This is a genomic window from Luteibacter sp. 9133 (assembly GCF_000800155.1).
GTDB lineage: Bacteria > Pseudomonadota > Gammaproteobacteria > Xanthomonadales > Rhodanobacteraceae > Luteibacter > Luteibacter mycovicinus.
Genome location: NZ_JUHO01000001.1, coordinates 2,388,810 through 2,410,206, shown reverse-complemented (window position 1 = coordinate 2,410,206; position 21,397 = coordinate 2,388,810). Strand labels below are relative to the sequence as shown.

Annotated in this window: 13 protein-coding genes and 1 pseudogene; all 14 read left to right on the top strand. The window is 63.1% G+C overall.

All coding sequences use genetic code 11. The features are described 5' to 3' along the window. Positions 1-75: 75 nt before the first annotated feature. The 14 genes and pseudogenes from FA87_RS21305 (at position 76) to FA87_RS10300 (ending at position 21,394) form a co-directional block, all read left to right on the top strand. The gene (locus tag FA87_RS21305; protein ID WP_275041273.1) at positions 76-399 is read left to right on the top strand and encodes an integrase core domain-containing protein; all 324 of its coding nucleotides are present in this window, start codon (positions 76-78) and stop codon (positions 397-399) included. Further along, positions 396-2,711, top strand: a complete 2,316-nt coding sequence (locus FA87_RS10360; protein ID WP_239709059.1) for an AAA family ATPase — start codon at positions 396-398, stop codon at positions 2,709-2,711. Before FA87_RS21305 ends, FA87_RS10360 begins: the two co-directional genes overlap by 4 nt. Next, entirely contained in the window at positions 2,704-4,569 is a 1,866-nt protein-coding gene (locus FA87_RS10355; protein ID WP_043694405.1) for a UvrD-helicase domain-containing protein, read from the top strand. Before FA87_RS10360 ends, FA87_RS10355 begins: the two co-directional genes overlap by 8 nt. A 132-nt stretch (positions 4,570-4,701) precedes the next feature. Continuing rightward, on the top strand, positions 4,702-5,049 hold the full coding sequence (locus FA87_RS10350; protein ID WP_156128531.1) for a hypothetical protein: 348 nt from the start codon (positions 4,702-4,704) through the stop codon (positions 5,047-5,049). Positions 5,050-5,064: 15 nt separating this feature from the next. After that, positions 5,065-5,298 (top strand): hypothetical protein, encoded by a 234-nt coding sequence (locus FA87_RS10345; RefSeq protein ID WP_043694403.1) that lies wholly within the window; start codon positions 5,065-5,067, stop codon positions 5,296-5,298. A gap of 283 nt (positions 5,299-5,581) precedes the next feature. Further along, complete coding sequence (locus FA87_RS10340) at positions 5,582-6,706, top strand: hypothetical protein (RefSeq protein WP_043694402.1); 1,125 nt, start codon at positions 5,582-5,584, stop codon at positions 6,704-6,706. Positions 6,707-7,129: 423 nt separating this feature from the next. Then, a complete protein-coding gene (gene rmuC / locus FA87_RS10335) occupies positions 7,130-8,941 on the top strand; it encodes a DNA recombination protein RmuC (protein ID WP_052191291.1) in 1,812 nt (603 codons plus the stop codon). 80 nt (positions 8,942-9,021) lie between these two features. Then, positions 9,022-14,619: a DUF3320 domain-containing protein gene (locus tag FA87_RS10330; protein ID WP_052191290.1), complete on the top strand. Its 5,598-nt coding sequence runs from the start codon at positions 9,022-9,024 to the stop codon at positions 14,617-14,619. A gap of 155 nt (positions 14,620-14,774) precedes the next feature. Further along, a pseudogene (locus FA87_RS10325) lies at positions 14,775-15,488 on the top strand (restriction endonuclease); the annotation flags it as partial. 156 nt (positions 15,489-15,644) lie between these two features. Then, a complete protein-coding gene (locus FA87_RS10320) occupies positions 15,645-15,983 on the top strand; it encodes a hypothetical protein (RefSeq protein ID WP_043694393.1) in 339 nt (112 codons plus the stop codon). Between the two features lie 140 nt (positions 15,984-16,123). Further along, the gene (locus FA87_RS10315; RefSeq protein ID WP_043694391.1) at positions 16,124-17,389 is read left to right on the top strand and encodes a hypothetical protein; all 1,266 of its coding nucleotides are present in this window, start codon (positions 16,124-16,126) and stop codon (positions 17,387-17,389) included. Between the two features lie 29 nt (positions 17,390-17,418). Beyond that, positions 17,419-19,305 (top strand): DUF262 domain-containing protein, encoded by a 1,887-nt coding sequence (locus tag FA87_RS10310; RefSeq protein ID WP_043694388.1) that lies wholly within the window; start codon positions 17,419-17,421, stop codon positions 19,303-19,305. 99 nt (positions 19,306-19,404) lie between these two features. Further along, entirely contained in the window at positions 19,405-20,433 is a 1,029-nt protein-coding gene (locus FA87_RS10305; protein ID WP_043694385.1) for a CFI-box-CTERM domain-containing protein, read from the top strand. Between the two features lie 40 nt (positions 20,434-20,473). Further along, positions 20,474-21,394 (top strand): DUF6216 family protein, encoded by a 921-nt coding sequence (locus tag FA87_RS10300; protein ID WP_043694381.1) that lies wholly within the window; start codon positions 20,474-20,476, stop codon positions 21,392-21,394. The last annotated feature ends 3 nt before the right edge of the window (positions 21,395-21,397 follow it).

Below are 21,397 nucleotides of genomic sequence, written 5' to 3'. Positions count from 1 at the left end.
CGTGGGTTTCCTTGAGGATTAGTTTGCCCGGAGACCTCAGGTTATGGCTGGAGTAAGTTTACGGGGGGGCGACACGTGTACTGGCATCGCTTCGAAAGCCTGACCCATGCGATGCGCGCGATTGGCGGCTGGATCGACTTCTACAACCATCAGCGCCCCCATCTGGCGCTGAGGATGAAAACACCCGCTCAAGCGTATGCTTTAGCGGCCCGACCTGTCCAGGAAGTGGTGGGTCATTACACTTGCGCAGGGGCGTCGTCAACTGTGCCTCACGGTGGGTTAGGTGGATTTGATACCGGCAGTAAACGAACAAAACGGCCCATGACTCATGGGTTTGGTCTTCCGCCGGAGGCTTGCGCCGCTGGCAACGTCGCGCGCCCGAAAAGGGGTGCGGAATGAAATCAGGGAAGGACAAAATGAAAATTCGACATATAGAAATTGCCAATTTCCGAAAGCTTCAGTCGGTCCGCGTCGACCTTGCCGACGAGACCACGCTTCTGGTGGGCGCCAACAACAGTGGAAAATCTTCGGCGATGCTCGCCTTGCGTCGCTTCCTTGTTTCGAACAAGGGCGCCTTTCGACTCCTGGACTTTACCCTGTGTCACTTCCCTACCATCGATGCCATCGGAGAAGCCTGGGAAGCGGCTCCTGCGGGCAGTCCTCCGCCCTTGGTTGACCCGTGGCTGGAGATGGTGCCAACACTTGACCTGTGGTTGTCAGCCGAAAACGGCGAGCTCCATTACGTGAAAGACCTCATCCCGTCCTTCACCTGGACCAGCGGTCTGGTTGGCATGCGGTTCCGGCTTGAGCCCAAGGACATTATCGCGCTCTACAACGAGTTCCGCGCCGAGCGTCAACGGGTCCATTCGCTCGAAGCGGAGGCGGCCAAGGACGACGACAAGACGGCGTTGACGCTCTGGCCTAAAAGTCTGACCGATTTCCTCACGAGAAAGCTTGGCACGCACTTTGACGTGCGCTGGTATCGCCTCGACCCGGCAAAGCTCGTTTTGCCACACCCGGTGACGCGCGAAGCCATGCTTCAGCCGTTGGTGCCGTCCGCCGTGCCGATGCAGGCAAACCCCCTCACGGGTCTGGTCCGCGTCCACGAAATCAATGCCCAGCGGGGTTTCGGAGAGCTCGATGGCGCGGAGGGAGAGGATTCCACGTCCGAAGGCCGCAGTGGTCGCAGGCTCTCCGAGCAGTTGCGGGCGTACTACAAGCGCCACCTGGACCCGGAACAGTCACCGGGCCCCTCTGACCTTGGTGCACTTAGGGCCATGGACGCCGCACGCCTCGCGTTCGATGTCCGCCTCGCAGACAGTTTCAAGCCAGCGTTCCAGGAAGTCGAGGCGCTTGGCTATCCGGGTGCCAACGACCCCACGATTCATGTGGCGACACGGCTGAGTGCAGCCGATGGCATTAACCATGAATCGGCGGTGCTCTTCGAACTCGACTCCGTGGGCGGTGCGCCCGGCGCGCCTCCCCTTCGGTTGCCCGAGACGTCTAACGGCCTTGGTTACCAGAACCTCATCTCGATGATTTTTCGTCTGATGAGTTTCAGGGACGCCTGGCTGCGGAAGAGCAAGGCAGCGCTTGCGCAAGACGGTGTGGCGGTCGAGCCCATCCATCTCGTGATGATTGAAGAGCCGGAAGCCCACCTCCACGCGCAGGTGCAGCAGGTCTTCGTCCGCCATGCCTACCATGTGCTGACCAACGATCCCTTGTTGAATGAGTTCCCCGGACTTTCGAGCCAACTGGTAGTGAGCTCGCATTCCAGCCACATTACCCATGAACTTCCCTACTCGTCGCTTCGCTACTTCAGGCGACTTCCGGCGGGCATGCACGGAAAACACGTGCCGGTCTCGACGGTATGTAATCTGGGTGCGGTCTTCGGTGATGATACGAGCACGAAACGGTTTGTCAGTCGCTACCTTCGCTCCCAGCATGCGGATGTGTTCTTTGCCGACGCACTGATTCTCGTCGAGGGCGCCGCCGAGCGCATTTTGCTTCCGCACTTCATCAAAGACCGTTTCCTGCAACTCCACCAGGCCTACGTCACGCTCCTGGAAGTCGGGGGCAGCCATGCGCATCGCTTGCGCCCCTTGCTTGATGCGCTCGGGATTCCATGCCTTGTCATCACGGACATCGATGCGCTGGGTGGCAAGAAGGCCGTCCCGGTTGCGCGCAAGGCTGCACAGGTTACGGGCAACCCCACGTTGCGAAGCTGGCTCAAGTCCATCGGGAAGACACGCGACATCGACGTGCTTCTCGATTTGCCTGCGGATGACAAGACAATCATCGGCGATGACCTCTACGCCATCCGGATGGCCTACCAGACACCACTAGCCGCATCGGTTCCCGCCGGTTCACCAAATGCAGAGGCGCTGCCCGGTACGTTCGAGGATGCGCTGGTCTGGACCAATCTTGCGCACTTTGAAGGAACGAGAGGGAAGGGGCTGGCTGGTGCAGTGGCGCGGGAAATAGCGAAAGCGGCAGACACCGAGGCGCTGGGTGCCGGGTTGTTCAAGGCCATTGAAGTGGGCGACAAGGCCGAGTTCGCGCTCGGTGTCCTCTACGCCCCTGACTTTGACAACATCGTTCCGCCCTCGTACATCGAAGAGGGCCTCGCCTGGCTGCAAACGCGGATTATCAAGAAAAAGCATGAGATGTTGTTGGTGTCCGTGCCCGCGGAGGAACACGGTCATGAGTGAGTTTTCCGACGGCATGGTGGACGATGGTGTCGACGAAGTCATTGACCGTTGTCTGCACCTCGATGCTCCGCAAAGCTTCTTCATGTACGCCGGTGCGGGCTCCGGCAAGACCCGCTCGCTCGTGGAGGCGCTCGGCAAGCTCAGGCGGCGCGAGCGCGACCGGCTGGTCTACCGCGGCCAGCGCATCGCGGTCATCACGTACACCAATGCCGCTCGTGATGAGATTCTGCGGCGAATCGAGTTCGACCCCCTCATTGACGTGTCGACGATCCACAGCTTTGCGTGGCGCCTCATCCAGGGGTTTGACGACGAAATCAGGGCGTGGCTCAAAGCCTCCATTGCCGAGTCAATGGCTGAGCTGCAAGACAAGATGCAGCGCGCACGCGGCATAAACAAGACCTTCCTGAAAAACAGGGCCGACTTCGAGCGGAAGGAAAAGCGCCTCAACGCGCTCGATGACATGGTGTCGTTCCACTACAGTCCCTCAGGCACGGAGCTAAAGCGAGGGTCGCTCACCCATCAGGAAGTCATCGGCATGGCCGGGGCGTTCTTGCGCATGGCGCCCCTGCGGGATGTTCTCGTCGACCTCTATCCGGTTGTCCTCATCGACGAGAGCCAGGACACGCATGCGGACGTGATGGAGGCGCTCCTTGCAGTCCAGGCCCATGCGGGCGACCGGTTTGTCATCGGGCTTCTCGGTGACACGATGCAGCGCATCTACATGCAAGGCATCGAGAAGCTCGAGGCGGTTGTGCCACAGGACTGGGCAAGGCCGGCGAAGGTGATGAACCATCGGTCGCGCGAACGCATTGTCCGTCTCGTCAACACCATCCGTGCCGAGGTGGACGACCAGCGACAGCGCGCACGCCAGGACAAGCCAGGTGGCGACGCGCGGCTCTTCATCACCGGCTATGGTGCGGCCAAATCGCTGGAGCTCGAAGAGGAAGTGGCACACAGGATGGCGGAGGTTACCGGCGACGCGGAATGGGGGCTCGGTTCACAGCACCGCAAGACGCTTGTACTTGAGCACCGCATGGCGTCCCGCCGGCTCGGATTCGATGAGGTGTTCGGCCCGCTCTACGAGACCGAGACACTGAAAACCTCACTCCTCGACGGTGTCCTCGGCCCGATCAATTTTCTGGTCGATGATGTGCTTCCCATTGTTGAGGCGGGACTCTCAGGCGACGATTTCGCTCTGGTCGACTGCATCCGGACGCGATCTCCTTTGTTTGACGGCAAGGCGCTTGCCCAGCGTGCCGACCAGCTCGCCGCCATCAGGGCCGCGGGTGAGGGCGCACGACGGCTGACCGAGCTGATGCGCGACCACGACCCTGTCCTGAAGGAGGTCATTGCTGGCTTGCGCGACAGCGCGTTTCTTGAGGTGCCGCAGGCTCTGCTCCTCGCCCTGAATGCAGGGGACCCGGACGATGAGGCACGTGCGGACGGTGACCGTGTGGCGCAGGAGCTTTACGCGTGGCGCCGTGTCATGACGGCGCCATTCTCCCAAGTTCGCGCGATGGCGCTCTATGCCCGGGGGTTGTCCCCCTTCGACACGCATCAGGGCGTCAAGGGCCTCGAGTTTCCGCGGGTGCTGGTCGTCATCAGCGACAACGAGGCAAACGGGTTTACGTTCAGTTACGACAAGGTCCTCGGCGTCAAGGCGGTCGACAGGGACGCCGAGAAGGAAGCCGGGGGTGGCGATTCGCAGCGTGCCCAGACGCGCCGGCTTCTGTATGTGACCTGCAGCCGGGCAGAAGAGAGCCTTGCCATTGTCATCTATGCCGACGACCCTGCGGCTGTTCGGGCGGAAGCGATCCGGAAGAAATGGTTCACGGATGACGAGATTGTCCTTCTCTGACGGAGATTGGCCTCCAGCCCTGTGCCGGGACGAACTCGCGACCCGGCACTCCAACTTTTAGCGGCGGCCGGCGCGACGCGTCTCAGACGGTGAGACCATCGTAGGTCAGCCTGACGCTAGAGTGGGAAAACCATGACCAACCATACCAGGATGTTCTTCAGGCTAGCCGCACCCAGCGTGCTGGTCTTCGTTGCCGGCATGCTCGTGGCCGTGGCCGCCGAGACGATCAGCAGCCTTCCGCTCGCCTCCGCTGGACGCCCGGCAATCCCCGGCGTCGGGGACAACATTGCCTTGGGCACCGGGGCCATCGCGCTGGTCATCCACGGGCTTCAAATGCACCGGTACTGGCGCTGGACGCAAAACCGCGGCGACGTTTGTTTTGTGTGCACATCCGTTGTGGGCCGTGAGCGTGACGGGCGCTTCGGCCCGTACCGCACGTGCCTTGGCTGCGGGGAAAAGCACGCCATCGGACGCATCTGACCTGGAGAAGGCACCATGACCATGCACACCTGGACGACCTACCGTTGCGACTGTGGCCACATCGGTGCGGCGCACACGAAGGAAAATGACCAGCCGTACTCGGCGAACTGGGGAGTCACCACCCTTGAGGGTCTCGGCGGGACCGAGCAGGCGCCCACGTGCGGCGCGTGCCACCACCCTCTCGGTGCGGGCCATATCGTTCCGGGCAAGCCCCGCGAGTACCCCGCGCCGGATGGTCGGACGCCGTAGGTCAGCGGCACCTGCGAAGCACCGGGAAACTCAATGGCCGAAGGGTGAGCTGTGCAAGGGCAACGTCGGTGGCGTGAGCAGCCGGCCGGGCGGAGACGAGCAGTTCGGCCTTGGGACCGGACGGGCTCAGCATGCCGATTTTGTCAAAAGAGAAAGGCGAGCATTTTTACAACCGCAAGGGCATCTTCGGGGACGGCCGCAGAGGGGATTGCATGCCGTCGATCCAGGAATCAAGGGCAGGTACCTCCTGCCGATACAGTAAGAAGCATCGGTAGGACAGTACATGGACATTCAACGCATGGAGCGCGGTGACGCTCTGGTTTCCATCGGGGCGCAGGCAGAGGAGGGGGGCAGTGGCGGAGGTGGCGCTGCACTCGTGGAGTGGCTCGCAAGGGTCTGGCCGCCGCTCGCCGCATACACCGTTGCTCTCGCGACCGGGTATTGGTTCGAGTTCCGCCATGTCTTTGCCATACCCGTGAGCTTTGCCTCCGGCTCGACCATCGCGGCATTGCCGGCACTTGCGGGCGTCGTCTTGGGCACATTCGCTGCAAGTCTCATCATGGCCCTCGTGCCCTCGGCGGCGTTGTGGTGGCGATCGGGTCCCGACGGTCTCCGTCTGCTTGATGTCCATGGCCCGGCCGAGCCGAACGAGCGACCCTGGCACTGGTTTTCTTCCCGGAGCCTTTCGCGGGTCTGGACGGCCGTCAATGCGACATTTACCGCCTGCGTCCTCATCCCACATCTCGCGCTGCCGTTTTTCGGGGTGTCCCGTTGGGTTATTGAGACCCTCGGCATCGTGCTCCCCGTTCTGACAGTCATGCTCGCCCTGACGCCCGTCCGACGCCGCACCGGGCTTAAGGGCATGCCGTCTCTCCGCTTCTATGCATTTCTGCTGTGGGTGATGCTCATCCAGTGGCTGGTGGTGACCCATGGCGTCCGTATTGCTCTGACCGTTACCGAAAACAGTTCATGGTGGCTTGCGCTGATGGTGTGGATTGACGCGGCTAGCATCGCCTTCGGCGTGTTTTCCACCCAGTTCGTCTTCGCCCTCGGCGCACTCGTCCGCTGGCGCGGCGTGACGGCGCGCGGGGTACTCGTCGCCGTACTTGCCATGGCCGTCCTTCCCCTTCTGGTCCCGACCCTCGGCGCCAATCTCGCCGCATTTCCCTTGGCAATCAATGCACCCGACGGGCGCTCCTGTGTCGTGCTCGTGGCGTCAACCAAGGCCACCGCTGCAGATTGGGTCGACATCACTCCAGCACCTGGCCAAGCGCCTGGCCAAAGCAGGCCACTCCCTTTTGCCACGTTGCTCGACGCGTATTTCGTCAAGACCGCCATCGGTGGGCCAACCATCTCGATACCGGTAGACCAGGTCCGCCGCATAGACAGCTGCCCCGGTGCAAGCTGATGGGCATCGGTGACCTTCGTCTTCCAGCCTTGAGAGAAAGGTCCGCAATACGTCAAGCCTGTCTCACCGACCCCCAACTTTGCCTTGCCTGCATTCCGGTACGCCACAAAAAGCCGGTGACACTTGCTGAACCATTAAGCGCCAAGACAAAGCGCCAGGACTTGTTTTGCGGGCACCGTCATCGAAACTTTTGGCGGCATGTCCATCAATCGTGTCTTCGTACCCGCTGCATATCGAAGCCTCGGCGTGAAAAAAAATTGTTCTGGCAGCCGGTGGCATGTGCGTATTTGGCAGGAACGGAAGGCCGCGTACGGAGCCGCCGGAGCGCCTTTTTGATTGGGTTGCAGCGGTTGTGGGGCGTGACATGGAGCATGTCCTTGCGGCCGCTTTGCGTCACATTGGAGGCCCCCCGGAACGCTTGATATGATGACCGTCTGGACACGGGGAAGGTCAATGGATGCAATGCCGGTGTGGGGATGGGGTCTGCTTGTCGGAGCCACGGTCGCCGCCGTGGCGCTCAGCATTCTGATGGCGCGGGCGGCGAACCGCGCACGCCTTCTTCAGGTCAGGCTCGATGCGGTGGCCAATGACGCCGCAAGGCTCCCCGATGTCGTCGACCGCGCCACCCGCGCCGAACGCCGGGTCGAGGAACTCCTCGGCGTGGTCACCGCCCACGCCGCGAGGGAAGCCGAAGCCCGGGCAATGGCTGAGGCCGCTCGCGAGGCGGTTGACCGGCAGCAGCAAGAGGCGGGCGTGCGGGAGGCAATACTGGCGGACATTCGCCGCACCCTGGAATCTCGCCAATCCGACCTTGCGGCAGCGCAGGCGACCTGTGATGCCCGTCAGACCGAGATTTTGACCGTCCGCTCAGAGCTAACCAAGACGCGCGAGGCGCGGGATGCAGCAGGGTTGGCCGCCGACGGGGCACGCCGGCAGGCTGCGGTGAGCGACGCCAGCGCTGAAGCGGTGGCCCGAGAGGCCGCGACCCTGACCCGCGAGCGCGATGAGGCAAGGGACGACCTGCGGCGCGTCCAGGGGGAGTTGCAGCTGGCAAAGACCGGCCACGCTTCGGCCGTCTCGGAGCGGGATGCGGCGCGCGACGCGCTAGTGGAGACGAAGGCGTTCCTGACCGAGGCAAAGGTGCAGATGAAAAGCGCCTTTACCGAAGCAGCAAGCCAGGTCTTCGACGAAAAGGCCGTGGTCCTCGAGCAGCGCATCAGCGCTTCGGCAGAGCTGTCGAAGACCTCGATGGAGGCAACGCTCAAACCCTTCGCCGAGAAGGTTGGCGCGTTCCAGGACAAGGTCGAGCAACTCGGCGCTGAACAGGCGAAGGACCACGCAACCCTAGTGGGCACCATCGGCGAATTGAAGGGGCTCAACCAGAACATGGCCGATGCCGCAGGCGCGCTGACCCGCGCACTGCGCGGCAACGCCAAGGCGCGTGGTGACTGGGGCGAGCTGATTTTGGAAACCGTGCTCAAGGGCTCGGGCCTTGAAGAGGGCACAAACTACGAAGCCCAGGTCCACACCGTCGACGACGAAACGGGCCAGCGCAAATACCCCGACGTCGTCGTCAAGCTCCCCGATGGTCGTAAGGTCGTTGTCGACTCCAAGCTCAATTACATCGCTTGGACCGAAGCACAGAATGCCGAGACGCCGGAAGAGGGACACGACGCGCTCATCCGCCATGCAGCGGCGTTGCGCGCCCACATGCGGGAGCTTGCCGAGAAGAACTACCCGCGGGTCATCGGCAGTGACGCACTGGATTTGACCATTCTGTTCGTGCCTATCGAGGGTGCACTGTCGGCCGCCCTTGGCATCAATCCGGACCTCCAGACGGAGGCGTTCGGACGCAAGGTGGTCTTTGCCACCCCAAACACCCTCATGGCGATGCTGCGTGTTGTAGAGCGGTTGTGGGTGAGAGACCGCATCCAGCGACAGGTCACGGTCATCAGTGACGAGGCGGCCAAACTCCTCGACTCCCTGAGCGGTTTCCTCGATGACTTCGAAACCGTTGAGACAAGGCTCCGCCAGACCAGCGACGCCTATCAAAATGCAAAGCGACGTTTGCGCGAATCGCCCCAGTCAGTCCTCGCGCGCGCCAGGCGTCTCGTCGACGCGGGTGCACGCCCCAGACGCTCCAAACGCGAAGAATTCCTGCCCGTGGCAGGCAGTGGTGCACCCGCCCTCCTCACCGATGGTGACGGCGCCGGGGAACCCGAGGGCGAGCCTTGAGCTTTGCCCGCGCCTGTCGATAAGAATTTGCAGGCCTCCAAGGGGCCGTTTTGGCGGAAAGCTCCGCCAGGGACATGATGATGGACACCAACGACAACAACGTTTCAACCGATACGGCCATGGATGCGTCGATTTTCCAGAGCTCGCTTCCCAACGCCGAGAAGCTCGAGCAGGCCCGCACACAACTCCTCGATTTGTCTGCCCGCAACCGCCTTCTCAACATGCCGCGGACAAGCCGGACAACGGCCATTGCGGTGGTCGACGAGAAGACCGTGGAGGTTTACCGCCTCCTGGTCCGCGAAGGCAAGGCGTTCACTTTCCTCCCCGGCAAGGCCGCCATCGGAGACGCGGACGGTGAAGGAGTGGCCGAGGGGGCAGAGCCCGTCGAAGAGCGCGATGAAATCGACCAGCTTGCCCAGCCCGACGACGAGAGTGTCGACGAGCGGGGCGTGCTCAACCGCCACAGCGACACGAAGCTCCAGACACGCCTGACCGGCAAGGGGCTGCAAAAGCGCCTGCTCGAGCTCTACCTCAACTCGAAGACGCTGGAAGAAGAGCAGGGCGTCAATGTCCTCTTCGCCTCCCTCGGCGCCTTGAAATGGGTCGACCCGAACAACGCGTCGAACGTGCGCTTTGCGCCCCTCATCCTTGTCCCCGTCGAGCTCAACCGTGGTACCGCCGGCGAGAAATTCCGCCTCAAGGCGCGCGCGGAGGATGTCGCCTCGAACCTGTCTCTCGAAGCGTATCTTGACCGCGTTCACAAGCTGCGCATGCCGACATTCGAGGCAAGCGACACGTTCGATCTCGATGCGTACTTTGCCGATGTGGCCAGGACCGTCGCAGACAAAGCCAACTGGGAAGTGCTGCCGGACGAGATGACCGTCGGGTTTTTCTCGTTTGCCAAGTTCCTCATGTATCGCGACCTCGACCCTGCGGTGTGGCCGAAGGGCAACACCATTGTGGACCGCAGCCTGGTCAAGGGCCTCTTGTCCGACGGGTTCCCGGGCGGGGAGGGCATGCTCGATGAGGGCGCCAACATTGACCCGGTTATTCCCCCCGCCGACATGCTCCACATCCTCGATTGCGACAGCTCCCAGGCCATCGCCATCCACGAGGTCCGCCGCGGTCGCGACATGGTCATCCAGGGGCCTCCCGGCACGGGCAAGAGCCAGACCATCGCCAATGTCATCGCTTCCGCAATCAAGGACGGCAAGACCGTCCTCTTCGTCGCAGAAAAAATGGCGGCACTGGAAGTCGTCAAGCGCCGGCTCGACGAGAAGGGTGTGGGTGACGCCTGCCTCGAGCTCCACAGCAACAAGGCCAACAAGCGCTCGGTGCTCGACGAGCTCCGCCGCACCTGGGAGCTCGGTGCGCCAAAGTCCGCACCCACCGGCACGCTGATTTCCCGCCTGACCGAGGCACGCGATGAACTCAACGGCCACGTCGCCCGCCTGCATGCCGTCGACCCCGCATCAAGCCTCTCGCCCTTCCAGGTCATGGGTCACCTTGCGCGCCTGCGGCAAGCCGGTGTCATGCCGAACGATGTTCTGCTCGACGGCATCGATACATGGGGCGCGGACGGCTTCGAGCGGCGTCATGCCCTGCTGACCGACCTCGTCACCCGCATCGACATCATCGGCAAGCCCGACGACCACGCTTTCACTGGTGTCGCAATCGAAGCGATGGCACCCACCGACCGCGAACGCCTCGTTGTCCGCATCGAAGCCCTCCGGGCCCAGCTCGACCACGCGCGCGGCACGATGAGTGAGGCGGCAACGGTCCTCGAAACGGATGCGCCGCGCTGCCTGACTGATGTCGCTCCCCTCAGTGAGCTCGCCCACCGCATCAGCAAGGCCCCGGTGCTCGACGCCGGTGCGATGGCGCATGCGGCCTGGTCTGACGAAGCGTCAGTCGACACGCTGCTCGCCACGGGCCACCGGTTTGCAACCCTGCGGCAAGTCCTCTCTGGCGAGGTCACCTCAAACGCCTGGGATGACGACACCCGCGAAGCGCAGCAGGCGCTGTCCGAATTGCCGGACGAATTCAATGGTGAGGCGCTTCGCCGCCTTGCCGCCGTCCGCGATGCACTCCCGGCCCTTCTTCAGGCGGCCCGTGGCCTCTCCCACGCTTTGGGCCGCGACTGCGCACCGACAGCCGGCGAGTTTGGGCGCCTCGCCAAAATTGGCGAGCGCGTCGCCAATGCGCCCCCGGCAAGCCCCGAGACGTTTGCCTCCGAACTCTGGGAAGGCGGTGTCGAGCGGGCAGGCGGGATTGCCAACACGGTCGCCGAGCTCGAAGGGGTGCGCACCTCCCTCACCGGCCAGATCCAGGAGCTCGCCTGGGACATCGATGTGGGTCCGGCACGCATCATCCTTGCGGCCAAGGGCACCAGTGTCCTGCGCTTTCTCAGCGGAGAGTGGCGCGCGGCCAACAAGCTTCTGCGTTCGGTGCTCACCAATCCCGCCCAGCCCCTGCAGGTAACGCTTGCCACCCTCGACACCCTGACACGCGGGCAGGAAGCACGGCGGGTCCTGCGCAATGAAGACAGCTTCGCCCGCGCGGCCTTCGGCGCCGACTGGCAGGGCGAGCGCTCGGTTTCCGCCCCGCTGGTCGCCCTTGTCGAATGGATGCGCTCCTTGCGTGGCCTCGGCGCTGAACCGCGCCTCATCGCCTCCCGCGGTCCGGAAAAGGACGATGTCGCCCAGCGGTCCAAACACCTGAGTATGTTGCTCTCGCAACTCGCCCCCGATCTTTCCGGGGTCCACACCGACTTCCTCACCCGCGCATCCCGGATGTTCGGGGATGCGGCAGGCCCCGAGCAGGTTGACCTGGAATCGCTGTTGCAGCTCGCCGTACGTCACACGAACGCCTGGGCGGTCGCGGGCCGGTCGTTGCTCCACGCGCCGACCACTGCCGTATCGGTCCGTACCGTCTTCGACCGGCTCGACGCCGGACGGGAAGCCCGACAGGCGTTGAAAGACGGCGACACGCTCGGCCGCTCGCTCTTCGGCTCGGCCTGGATGGGGGAGGAAAGCGACTGGATTGCGTTGAGCGAATCGGCCGGCTGGCTCAAGGCCAACCCCGACATCCGCGCCCTGGCCGGCCGAGTGGGTGAACGCGACAGGCTCGTCCATCGCGCTCGCATCCTCGATGGCCAGGTCGTCAATCTGACGGCCTCGTTCCGTGCCGTCGCCGAAGAGCTCGCCCTCGATCTGTCGGCGAGCGTCGGTGCACTGGCCATCCATGAAGTGCATCTCGACACCATGGCGTGGCGCTTGTCCCGCTGGGTGAGCGAGCAGGAAGAACTGCACCGCTGGGTCACCTACCGCGACCGCGCGGCACAGGCGACCCGTGACGGCTGTGCCGACGTTGTCGCCCGTCTCGCCGATGGGCGGCTGTCGACCAAGGACGCCGTCGCTGCGTTCGAGTTTGCCTACTTCGAAGGCCAGTACCGGCGCATCCTCAAGGCCGAGCCAGCCCTTGGCCGGTTCGATGGTGTCGCCCATGGTCACGTTGTCCGGGAGTTCGCCGAACTTGACCGCCAGCGCATTGCCGCCGCTGCCGGTGAAGTCGTCCAGGCCCATCACCGGAACGTTCCGCGTCGGGACAGCGGCTCGATTGGACCGCTCGGCGTGCTCCGCGGGGAAATCCAGAAGAAGAAGGGCCACATGGCCTTGCGGAAGCTGGTGGAGAAGGCCGCTCCGGCACTGACGGCGTTGAAGCCCGTCTTCATGATGAGCCCGCTGTCGGTCGCCCAGTTTCTGCCGCCTGGTGCGCTCGAATTCGACCTGCTCGTTATGGACGAGGCGAGCCAGATTCAACCGGTCGATGCCCTGGGTGCCGTGGCCCGTGCAAAGCAGGTCGTGGTCGTCGGTGACCCCCGCCAGCTGCCGCCGACCAGTTTCTTTTCCAAGCTGACCAGCGGTGACGAGGAGATTGATGAGGACGAGCCGACCAAGGTCAGCGACGTTGAAAGCATCCTCGGTCTGTTTACCGCTCGCGGCCTGCCGATGCGCATGCTCCGCTGGCATTACCGCAGCCGCCACCAGTCGCTCATTGCGGTGAGCAACAGGCAGTTTTACGAAAACAAGCTCTTTATCGTGCCAAGTCCCTGGACGCAGGAAGGCGGGCGCGGGTTGCGCTTCCACTACGTGCGGGACGGTGTCTTCGGCTCACCGGTCAAGAGCGTCAACACGCCCGAAGCCAAGGTTGTCGCCGAGGCGATTGTCGAACATGCGCGCATGCACCCGAAATTGTCCCTCGGCGTCGCTGCGTTCTCGGCAACCCAGAGCCGCGCCATCTTCGACGAACTCGAACTTCTGCGTCGTTCGCTCCCCCCGGAGGTCGAAGCGTTCTTCAACCGGCGAAACAGCGAGCCGTTCTTCATCAAGAACCTCGAAAACGTCCAAGGCGACGAGCGCGATGTCATCTTCATTTCGGTCGGCTATGGCCCGACGGTGCCCGGCGGCAAGGTGCCCATGCGGTTTGGCCCCTTGAACAACGAAGGCGGCGAGCGTCGTCTCAACGTGCTCATCAGCCGTGCCAAGCAACGCTGCGAGGTGTTTTCGTCGATGACCGATGAGGACATTGATGCCGGGTTCTCGGCAAGCCGGAAGGGCATCGAGGCCTTCCGCATCTTTCTCCGCTATGCGCGCACGGGAAAACTGGACACGGCCGCGGTCTCTGGCCGCGACTTTGATTCCGTGTTCGAAGAGCAGGTCGCAACCGCCCTCGAGGCCCGCGGCTACACGGTCCAGCGGCAGGTGGGTCTTGCCGGGTTCTTCATTGACCTGGCGGTGACCGACCCGGAGCGGCCCGGCCGCTTCCTCCTTGGCATCGAATGCGACGGCGCCTCGTACCACAGCGCTCAGTCGGCACGCGACCGCGACCGTCTCCGCCAACAGGTGCTCGAAGACCACGGCTGGAACCTACACCGCATCTGGAGTACCGATTGGTTCCAGCGTCCCCAGGAGCAGCTCGACCTCGTCTGCCGGCAGATTGATGCGGCACGCACCGCGTTCGATGAACGGGTCGCTGAGGAAACGTTGTCTCGGGAACAGGCGGACCTCGCCGCCGCCATTGAGCGCGAAGAGAGGGCCGAGGACGGTGACTTCGCCTTCGACCCTTACATCGAGGCAACCCCGCAGCGCCCGACCCATCGGACAGAAGACATCCACGAGACCCCGACCGGCATCCTCACCCAGCTCGCAGTGGAGGTCGTCCGCACGGAAGGACCGGTGCACACCGACGAAGTGGTCTCCCGCATCCGCGACGCCTGGGGCGCCCGGCGTGCCGGCAGCCGCATCCAGGAAGCGGTGGAGAAAGCCATCGATGTGGCTGTCCGGCAAAACTACGTCGTCCAGGACGGCGTCTGGCTTGCCATGCCCGGCGCACCGGTCGTTCCCCGGGACCGCTCCGGGGTCACGTCCCTGGCCCTTCGAAAGGCCGAGTACCTGCCCGAGGCGGAGCTCATCGAAGCCGTGCTCGTCGTCGTCGAGCGCAACTTTGGTGCGAGCCGCGACCAGGTTACTGAGCGTGTTGCCCGTGCCATTGGCATCCGGGCGATATCCGGTCAGGTGCGCGAGCGCATCGGTGGGGTCGTCGACCGCGCAGTCTCCGGTGGACGTCTGATGGAGGATGCGGGGCTGCTGACGGTCCGTGCCGTTTCGCAGGCGTGATGGTGGATTAGGTGGGGAGTGTCGGCCGTGCGAATGGCCGCACGACCCCTCGGTGAAACATGCCGGAAGGAGAGTTGAATGTTCACGCGCATCTCGGAAGTGCACGCCCCCCGACATCTTGAAATCTTGGTCCGCGATTTCATCGCGAGCTCGGCTACCACGCCTGGCGGGGCAAGACGGTCAAATTGGCAAACGGTGGAAGAGCCGAAGTCGATGTTCTGGCGGTCCGCAAGGACGAGCAGCCGTTCCACAAGATCCTGGTTGAATGCAAACACTGGAACCGGCCGGTAGAGCGTTCGATAGTCCAGTCATTCAAGATGGATGTGCTCGAATCGGGCGCGAACTTTGGTGTGATCATCACCAAGACGGGATACCAGAAAGGTGCCTACAAGGGAGCGCCTCTGACAACGGTGCGGTTGTATACGTTTGAGGAGTTCCAGACAGCTTTTGCACCTGCCTGGAGCGTCGCCGACATGCTGCCGCTTGTTGAACCGCACAATCTGCTCGTCGATCTCAGCCGCCGGTTCGAGACCGGGAGCGTTGAGGCGGAAGCCTTTGACGATGCACTCCAGAGTCTTGGCCTCGAGGTCCACCGGAACGCTGTGGAGTTTTCAACAAGGATGGCGATTGGTCTGTTCAGGGACTACTTCCAGGACTTTCGAGACGGATTGACTCGCGCCAAAACGCCGATAGAGCACTACCGCCGCGACCCGCATACGGGTCAAATCAGGCACATCTACCGCTTCCATGATTCTCGGACCCTCAGGCATGTTCTTTCAGACGCCCAGGCTCACGCGTTCGCAGCCTGGCGGGGCTTTTATTGGGCGCAGCGGGCGGTGCGTGCGCGAAAGGCGCGGTCAGGGGGGTGACGGTGGCATCTGGTCAGCTAGGCCCTCGTTGACGCGCAACGGCTCTCGGGCATCTGTGACATACCGGTCCTCGTCGTCGGCGCCCGGCTCATTGACCGTGTCGCCAGCCATTCATGCCAGCACCCGTATCCACCCAAGGTCGACCCGTTCCTGACCATGTTCCGTCGTTTCGACGGTACGTTCGGCGGAGAGCCGGTTGACTTCCATCACCTCGATTACATCCGCATCTGCCTCGACTCCCAGGACGCGCTCTCGACTCCGGAAGATCGCAACGCCATCCTCGACACACCCGCTGGGCCGGAGCGTGATGCCATCCTTGATGCGGGCTATGAGGCCAACATGGTCGCTTGGCCTGAGCGCCACGCTTTCCGACTCTCGGCCGCGTTCCAGGACGCGCCTGAGCACGGGTGGGAGCGATTCTTGTGGCTTTGCGCTTACCACAACGAGACGGCTGCCGCCTACACCGCGGACCCACGGGCGGTGTGCAGGTTTTGACAGGGTAAGCGCTGCTAGAATGCCCACCTTGCACTCGCGGGGGCAGTTCGCATAATCGACAGGCGACCGCGCTGTCGGGACGATTGTGCGGGAGTGGGCGGGCACGAATGACCGGGAAGTCGGTCCCTCAGGGGGGGAGCATGTCATCCAATCAGGTTCAATTCCTGTCCGTTGGCCTTTGTGGCATCGCCGTCCTCGTGCTGGTCGTCTGGCGGCTTTTGCACCAGACCAAACGGCGGGATGCCTCATTCGCCATCCGTCCGGGGGCGCCCCCCATTGTGCCGGTCGGGTCGCCGAAGGAACGCGCGTCGCGCATCGTGGTTGGCATTACCGAAGCGCATCCCGCCTTTGAACTCGGCATCTTCCCGGACGCCGCTGCCTTTGACCGGGCACCCTCCGTCCCGGGCAAGGGGCGCATCGGTCCGCTGACTCGAATGGGCGCGATGCTGCAGGCCGCTCCCTCGCTTCTTGTCGCCGAGGGCCACCGGGGCCGTCAGCTCATGGAGGTGGTCATCAACAGCCCGCTTGCCAATGCCGCAAGCGGCAGCCACCTGCTGCCTTACGCCCGCGGTGCCGATGGCAAGGTGATTGAGCTGGCCAAACTGTTCAATCCGGAAGGCCTCAAGTCTCTCGTGAATTCGGCGGCCGTCTGGCAGGTCGCCTCCGTTGTCGTTGCCCAGAAGCACATGGCCGACATCTCCCGCAAGCTCGATGAGCTCAAGAAAGGAATCGACGACATCAAGGGGATGCTCGAGGATGCGTTCACGGGCGAACTCGAAGGCATGCACCGTTATCTGGTGACCGTCGCGAGAACGGTCGCAATGGGCGATATACCGAAGGACGCGCTTACCAGTGTGCATGCGTCCACCAACCGTCTCATGCAGATGGAGCGAACCCTGGTGCACCGGTTCGAGCGTCGCCTCGGGCAGCAAATCGAGCATGGGGAGATGGTCGGGACCGGTGACCTCCTGACCGACACGCTCCGTCGCTACGATGACCTCGACCACATCAGGCGAAGCCTCGTGGCCTGCCTCAAGACGGAAGTCCTCGCCTGGCATGTGCTGTCGCTCTTTCCGGGCAACGACGCGTTTTGCGACGTCCTCGCAGACCAAATCAGGGCAAGCATCCACACGTCCGACGCGATGGCGGCGACGGTGGGCACTGTTGCCGACCGCGACGCCAGCGCATTCAATGCCTTTTTTAATCTCGAAAGTACACTCGAAGAACGGCGGAAGAGGGTGCGTGAGCGTGGCAATGAGACTCAGGGCTCCCTGGCTGATGCCGTCTCGACCGTATCGTCCCGGTTCTCGGACGCAACCTTGCTGCTCGAGCACCGGGACGACTCCATCCGCCTCGGGGTCGAGTTCATTGATGGCCAGATGCAGGATGTTCGCGTCCTTGCCTGACCTCCCTCATTTTTTGCACGGAAGATTTGATGAAAGCCGGAACGCTCGACCTCGAAAAGATTTTTGATGGCGCCATCCAGTACCAGATTCCCCTGTTCCAGCGCCCGTACGTTTGGGACGCCGAACGGGGCTGGTCGGCACTGTGGGAAGACATCGAGGACCTGCTGACCCGCCAGCTGACCACAGGCAGGGTCCATCCTCATTTCCTCGGGGCGGCCGTCCTCGAGCAACTGGCCAACGCCACAGGGGCCATCGGCACGAGGCAAATCATCGACGGCCAGCAGCGGTTCACCACACTGCAAATCGTCATGGCGGTCTGCCGTGATCTTTCCCGGAAAGTGGGTAACGCCCGCTATGCCGAACGCTTCGGCGACCTGGTCCGCAATCGCGACAGCCGTATCGACCAGCGCGATGAGACCTTCAAGCTGCTGCCGACCAATGCAGATCGAGTGGCCTACCGCGCTGTGCTTGAATCGACGTCCCCGGATGACCTGGCCACACGCATCAGGGTCAATCCCACGCTCTCCTCATCGAACATCGTGGGCGCCTACCTGTATTTCTGGCACCAGCTTGCGGCGTGGCTGACCATCCTCATTGAGGGTGAGGACGGTCCGCTGCCCGTGCAGCCAAGTGCGGACGAGCGCTTGGACGCCATCTGGACTGTGGTTCGAAGCCGCCTGCATCTCGTCGTCATCGACCTCGACGAACAAGATGAGGCGCAGGTCATCTTCGAGACCATGAATGCGCTCGGTGAGCCGTTGCTCCCGGCCGACCTCATCAAGAATTTTCTATTCCGCCGCGCCATGGGCGAGGGAGCAAACGTCGAGTCGTTGTACGAGGAGCTCTGGGCGGACTTCGACGACCCGCTTTGGCGCACCGAGGTCAAGCAAGGGCGCCTCAACCGACCGCGGATTGACGTCTTCCTCAACCACTATCTCGCATTGTTGACCCAAGACGACGTCCGCTCTGCACATCTGTTCAGTGCCTTCAAGGCTTTTGTCGCCAGCCGCGAGAAGAAGGAAAACCGCATCATCGCGGCGCCGCGGTCGGCCGCCGAACACATGGCCATGATGGTCCGCTTCGGCCGGATTTACCGTGCGTTTGGAGAGGCCGGTCACAACAGTCGCCTCGGCACGTTCCTCCGCCGGCTCGATGCAGTTGATACGACGACGGTCTACCCGTTCCTGCTGCTTGCCCACGATGCGTTGATGCCGGACAACGAGGCGGAATTCAACAGCGTCCTTGGTGTTCTCGAGTCCTTCCTCATTCGCCGCATGGTCTGCGGGCTGACGACGAAGAACTACAACCGCCTCTTCATTGACCTGACGAAGGCGGTGGCCAGAAGCGGTGTAGTCCTTGCCACCGACGTCGCCGCGTGGCTCTCACGGAGCAGTGCCGAGAGCCAGAAGTTTCCGACGGACGCGGAGTTTGTCGATGCGGTCCTCTCCCGGCCCGTCTACGATCAGATGGCAAACTATAAGGTCCGCGCGGTACTCGAAGCCGTCGACGGAGCGCTCGACCACGCCAAGTCGGAACGCCTGCCACTACCAGTGAACCTCACCATCGAACACGTCATGCCACGATCCTGGACGACGCACTGGCCGCTGGAAGACTTATCCATGGACGCTGCAGCAGCACAGGATGCACGCCTCCGCCGCAGTCAGCTGCTCCACTCGTTCGGCAACCTCACCCTCATCACCGATGCCCTCAACCCCTCGTTGAGCAACGGGGCGTGGGAGACCAAGCGCCCGGAGCTACTGAAATTCTCACGGCTCAACCTCACCCGTTACTTCTTCGATGACGTCCATGCCAAAGTTTGGAACGAAGCGGCCATCTCCCGGCGTGGTGCAATCCTTGCCGAGGTGATGAGGGGCATCTGGCCCGACGTCGAACGCCGGGGCACAGACGTCCCGTAAAAGGGCGGACGAGGCAAATCCGGCCGCAGCGCCTTTCCCGCAGAGGGCAAACCTGCGGTCGCCCATCATCGTGCCGTCAAGGCAAAGGGACGTTCCACCATGCCGTTTTTGCCCGTTGTGTGTTCATCGTGCGGAAAGAGCATTCAGATTCCCGACGACATCGACCACGCTGTATGCATGTATTGCGGCAGCAGCATAGCCACACGCGGCATCACGCAGGTCACGGTTGGCCCGAATCTCGAAAACCTCCTCGCGCTTGCCAACGCAGCGCATGAAGCAGGCAATCACCAAGAAGCGTACGACTTTGCCAATCGGGTGCTGGAATTCGATGCCAGAAACCGCATCGCATGGTTCATCAAGGGCAGGGCGGCGGGCTGGCTCTCGTCGCTCAAGTCCTATCGCCTCCAGGAAACGCGTACCGCGTTCAACCACGTGTTGTTGGCGACTGCCGCACATGACATCGAAACACGGGAGATGCTCTCCGATGAGCTCAACAGCATCGCAACCGCGCTGTTCAATCTCTCGACGAAGCACGCGCAGAAGTTCGCTTCCGTCGATGGCACGTTCCAGGATCACCTGACGCTTTGTGTCGAGGTCCGAGAAGGTTACGAGATGGCCGCACGACTCTCGCCAGACAATCCGGTCCCCCTCGAAAACCTCCTTTCGGTGTGCGAGGACAACATCACCGGTGTCACCTATCCCGACCCGGTCAGCAGCAACGCCAAGCGTGTCCGGGTGGCCACGCCGGATTACGTCAAGATCCTGCGGGGCGTGATTGACGACGTCCACGGACGTCTGGTCGAACTCAAGCCGTCCGCGACCAAGCCCAGCCCCTGCCCGGCGCAGCCCGGCTGCTTTGTCGTGACCGCCACGTTCGGGAACGAAGACAACTTCCCGGTCCGATTCCTGAGGGATTTTCGCGATGACGTCCTCGCCCAATCAAGCGCCGGTCGCGCCTTTTCCCGGTGGTACTACGCCAACGGTCCCCACGTGGCAGCGTGGGTGGCCCGCTCGTCTCCTCGCAGGGCCGGCGCATTGGCCGTCATTGTCCTGCCTGGACTTCTTTGCGCGATGGTGTGGACCGGCGTGACACGCCTCGCTGCGGTCACCAACCGGGTCAAGCGCTGAAGCGCTTGCCGCGACCTTTCCCTTGCTGACAGGACCCCACATGGATGTCTCCGCCCTTGGCCTCTCGGCCCCGTATGCGTCTGTACTGACCGTCGTCCTCGTCGTCGGTCCCTTCATCTGGGTCGTAAGCCGCTCGCGATCGCTGTTCATGGTTCGCCAGCGGCTCTGGCGGCTGCTCCACCACCGGGCAGACGGCCAGGAAGCGTGGCTCGACGAGGCGGTGCGAGAGCGCTTCGAGCTCATGCGCTTTCGGGCGCTCGTGATGTGGGCCGATTCACTCGCCGAGGCGCGCCGGCTGACTGAATTCGCCAGGGGCAGGGGCATTGACGTCGGTGTCCTTGGCGACTGTGGCAAGTACTTCAACCGGCACAAGCTCGCCCTCCGCGACAAGCTCCCGTCACTGCTCGGGCGAAAAGCCTTGGCTGGGATTGGCCGCGCCATCCTCGCCGGCGCGATTGCCATTTCCGCCGCTCACCTGCTCGATGACGGGACATACCTGCGCCTTCGCCATGACGGCACATGGTTCGTTGCGACCCAGACATCCGCCCGGCCGGTGTGGAGTGATACCGGTAACGTGATGACGGTCGACGACTGCAAGGCCGGTACCGACCGTGCGGGCTTTGGGGAGCAAAACCGCGCCATCGTCTGCCGGACATTGGGCGCAGACGACCTCAAATCCCTGCTCAGGGAAGGCCTCCTCGTCCAGCGCGTCCTTTTGGTTGTTCTCATGCTTACCTTGGCGGCTGCCATCGGCTCGGTACAGCACAGCCTCTCCGCACTCCGTGCAGCGTGGGCGACGCGGGCCTGGCTATCGCTCGACCCGGATAGCCGCGCCGGGCTTGGCGGCCCCCGAGTGGCCACACCCGTCAATGGCGACCCGCCGCCGGATGCTGGTGCAGCGGTTACCCCGACAGGGCGCGGCGCATCAAAGCAGCAACCCACGCCAACTCCCATCGACTGACGA

Excerpts from the sequence above, each read along its gene's own strand:
- rmuC (WP_052191291.1), top strand. The coding sequence starts at position 7,130 with ATGATGACCGTCTGGACACGGGGAAGGTCAATGGATGCAATGCCGGTG.
- FA87_RS10300 (WP_043694381.1), top strand. The coding sequence starts at position 20,474 with ATGGATGTCTCCGCCCTTGGCCTCTCGGCCCCGTATGCGTCTGTACTG.
- FA87_RS10355 (WP_043694405.1), top strand. The coding sequence starts at position 2,704 with ATGAGTGAGTTTTCCGACGGCATGGTGGACGATGGTGTCGACGAAGTC.
- FA87_RS10305 (WP_043694385.1), top strand. The coding sequence starts at position 19,405 with ATGCCGTTTTTGCCCGTTGTGTGTTCATCGTGCGGAAAGAGCATTCAG.
- FA87_RS10350 (WP_156128531.1), top strand. The coding sequence starts at position 4,702 with ATGACCAACCATACCAGGATGTTCTTCAGGCTAGCCGCACCCAGCGTG.
- FA87_RS10320 (WP_043694393.1), top strand. The coding sequence starts at position 15,645 with ATGTTCCGTCGTTTCGACGGTACGTTCGGCGGAGAGCCGGTTGACTTC.
- FA87_RS10310 (WP_043694388.1), top strand. The coding sequence starts at position 17,419 with ATGAAAGCCGGAACGCTCGACCTCGAAAAGATTTTTGATGGCGCCATC.
- FA87_RS10315 (WP_043694391.1), top strand. The coding sequence starts at position 16,124 with ATGTCATCCAATCAGGTTCAATTCCTGTCCGTTGGCCTTTGTGGCATC.
- FA87_RS10345 (WP_043694403.1), top strand. The coding sequence starts at position 5,065 with ATGACCATGCACACCTGGACGACCTACCGTTGCGACTGTGGCCACATC.
- FA87_RS10360 (WP_239709059.1), top strand. The coding sequence starts at position 396 with ATGAAATCAGGGAAGGACAAAATGAAAATTCGACATATAGAAATTGCC.
- FA87_RS10340 (WP_043694402.1), top strand. The coding sequence starts at position 5,582 with ATGGACATTCAACGCATGGAGCGCGGTGACGCTCTGGTTTCCATCGGG.
- FA87_RS10330 (WP_052191290.1), top strand. The coding sequence starts at position 9,022 with ATGGACACCAACGACAACAACGTTTCAACCGATACGGCCATGGATGCG.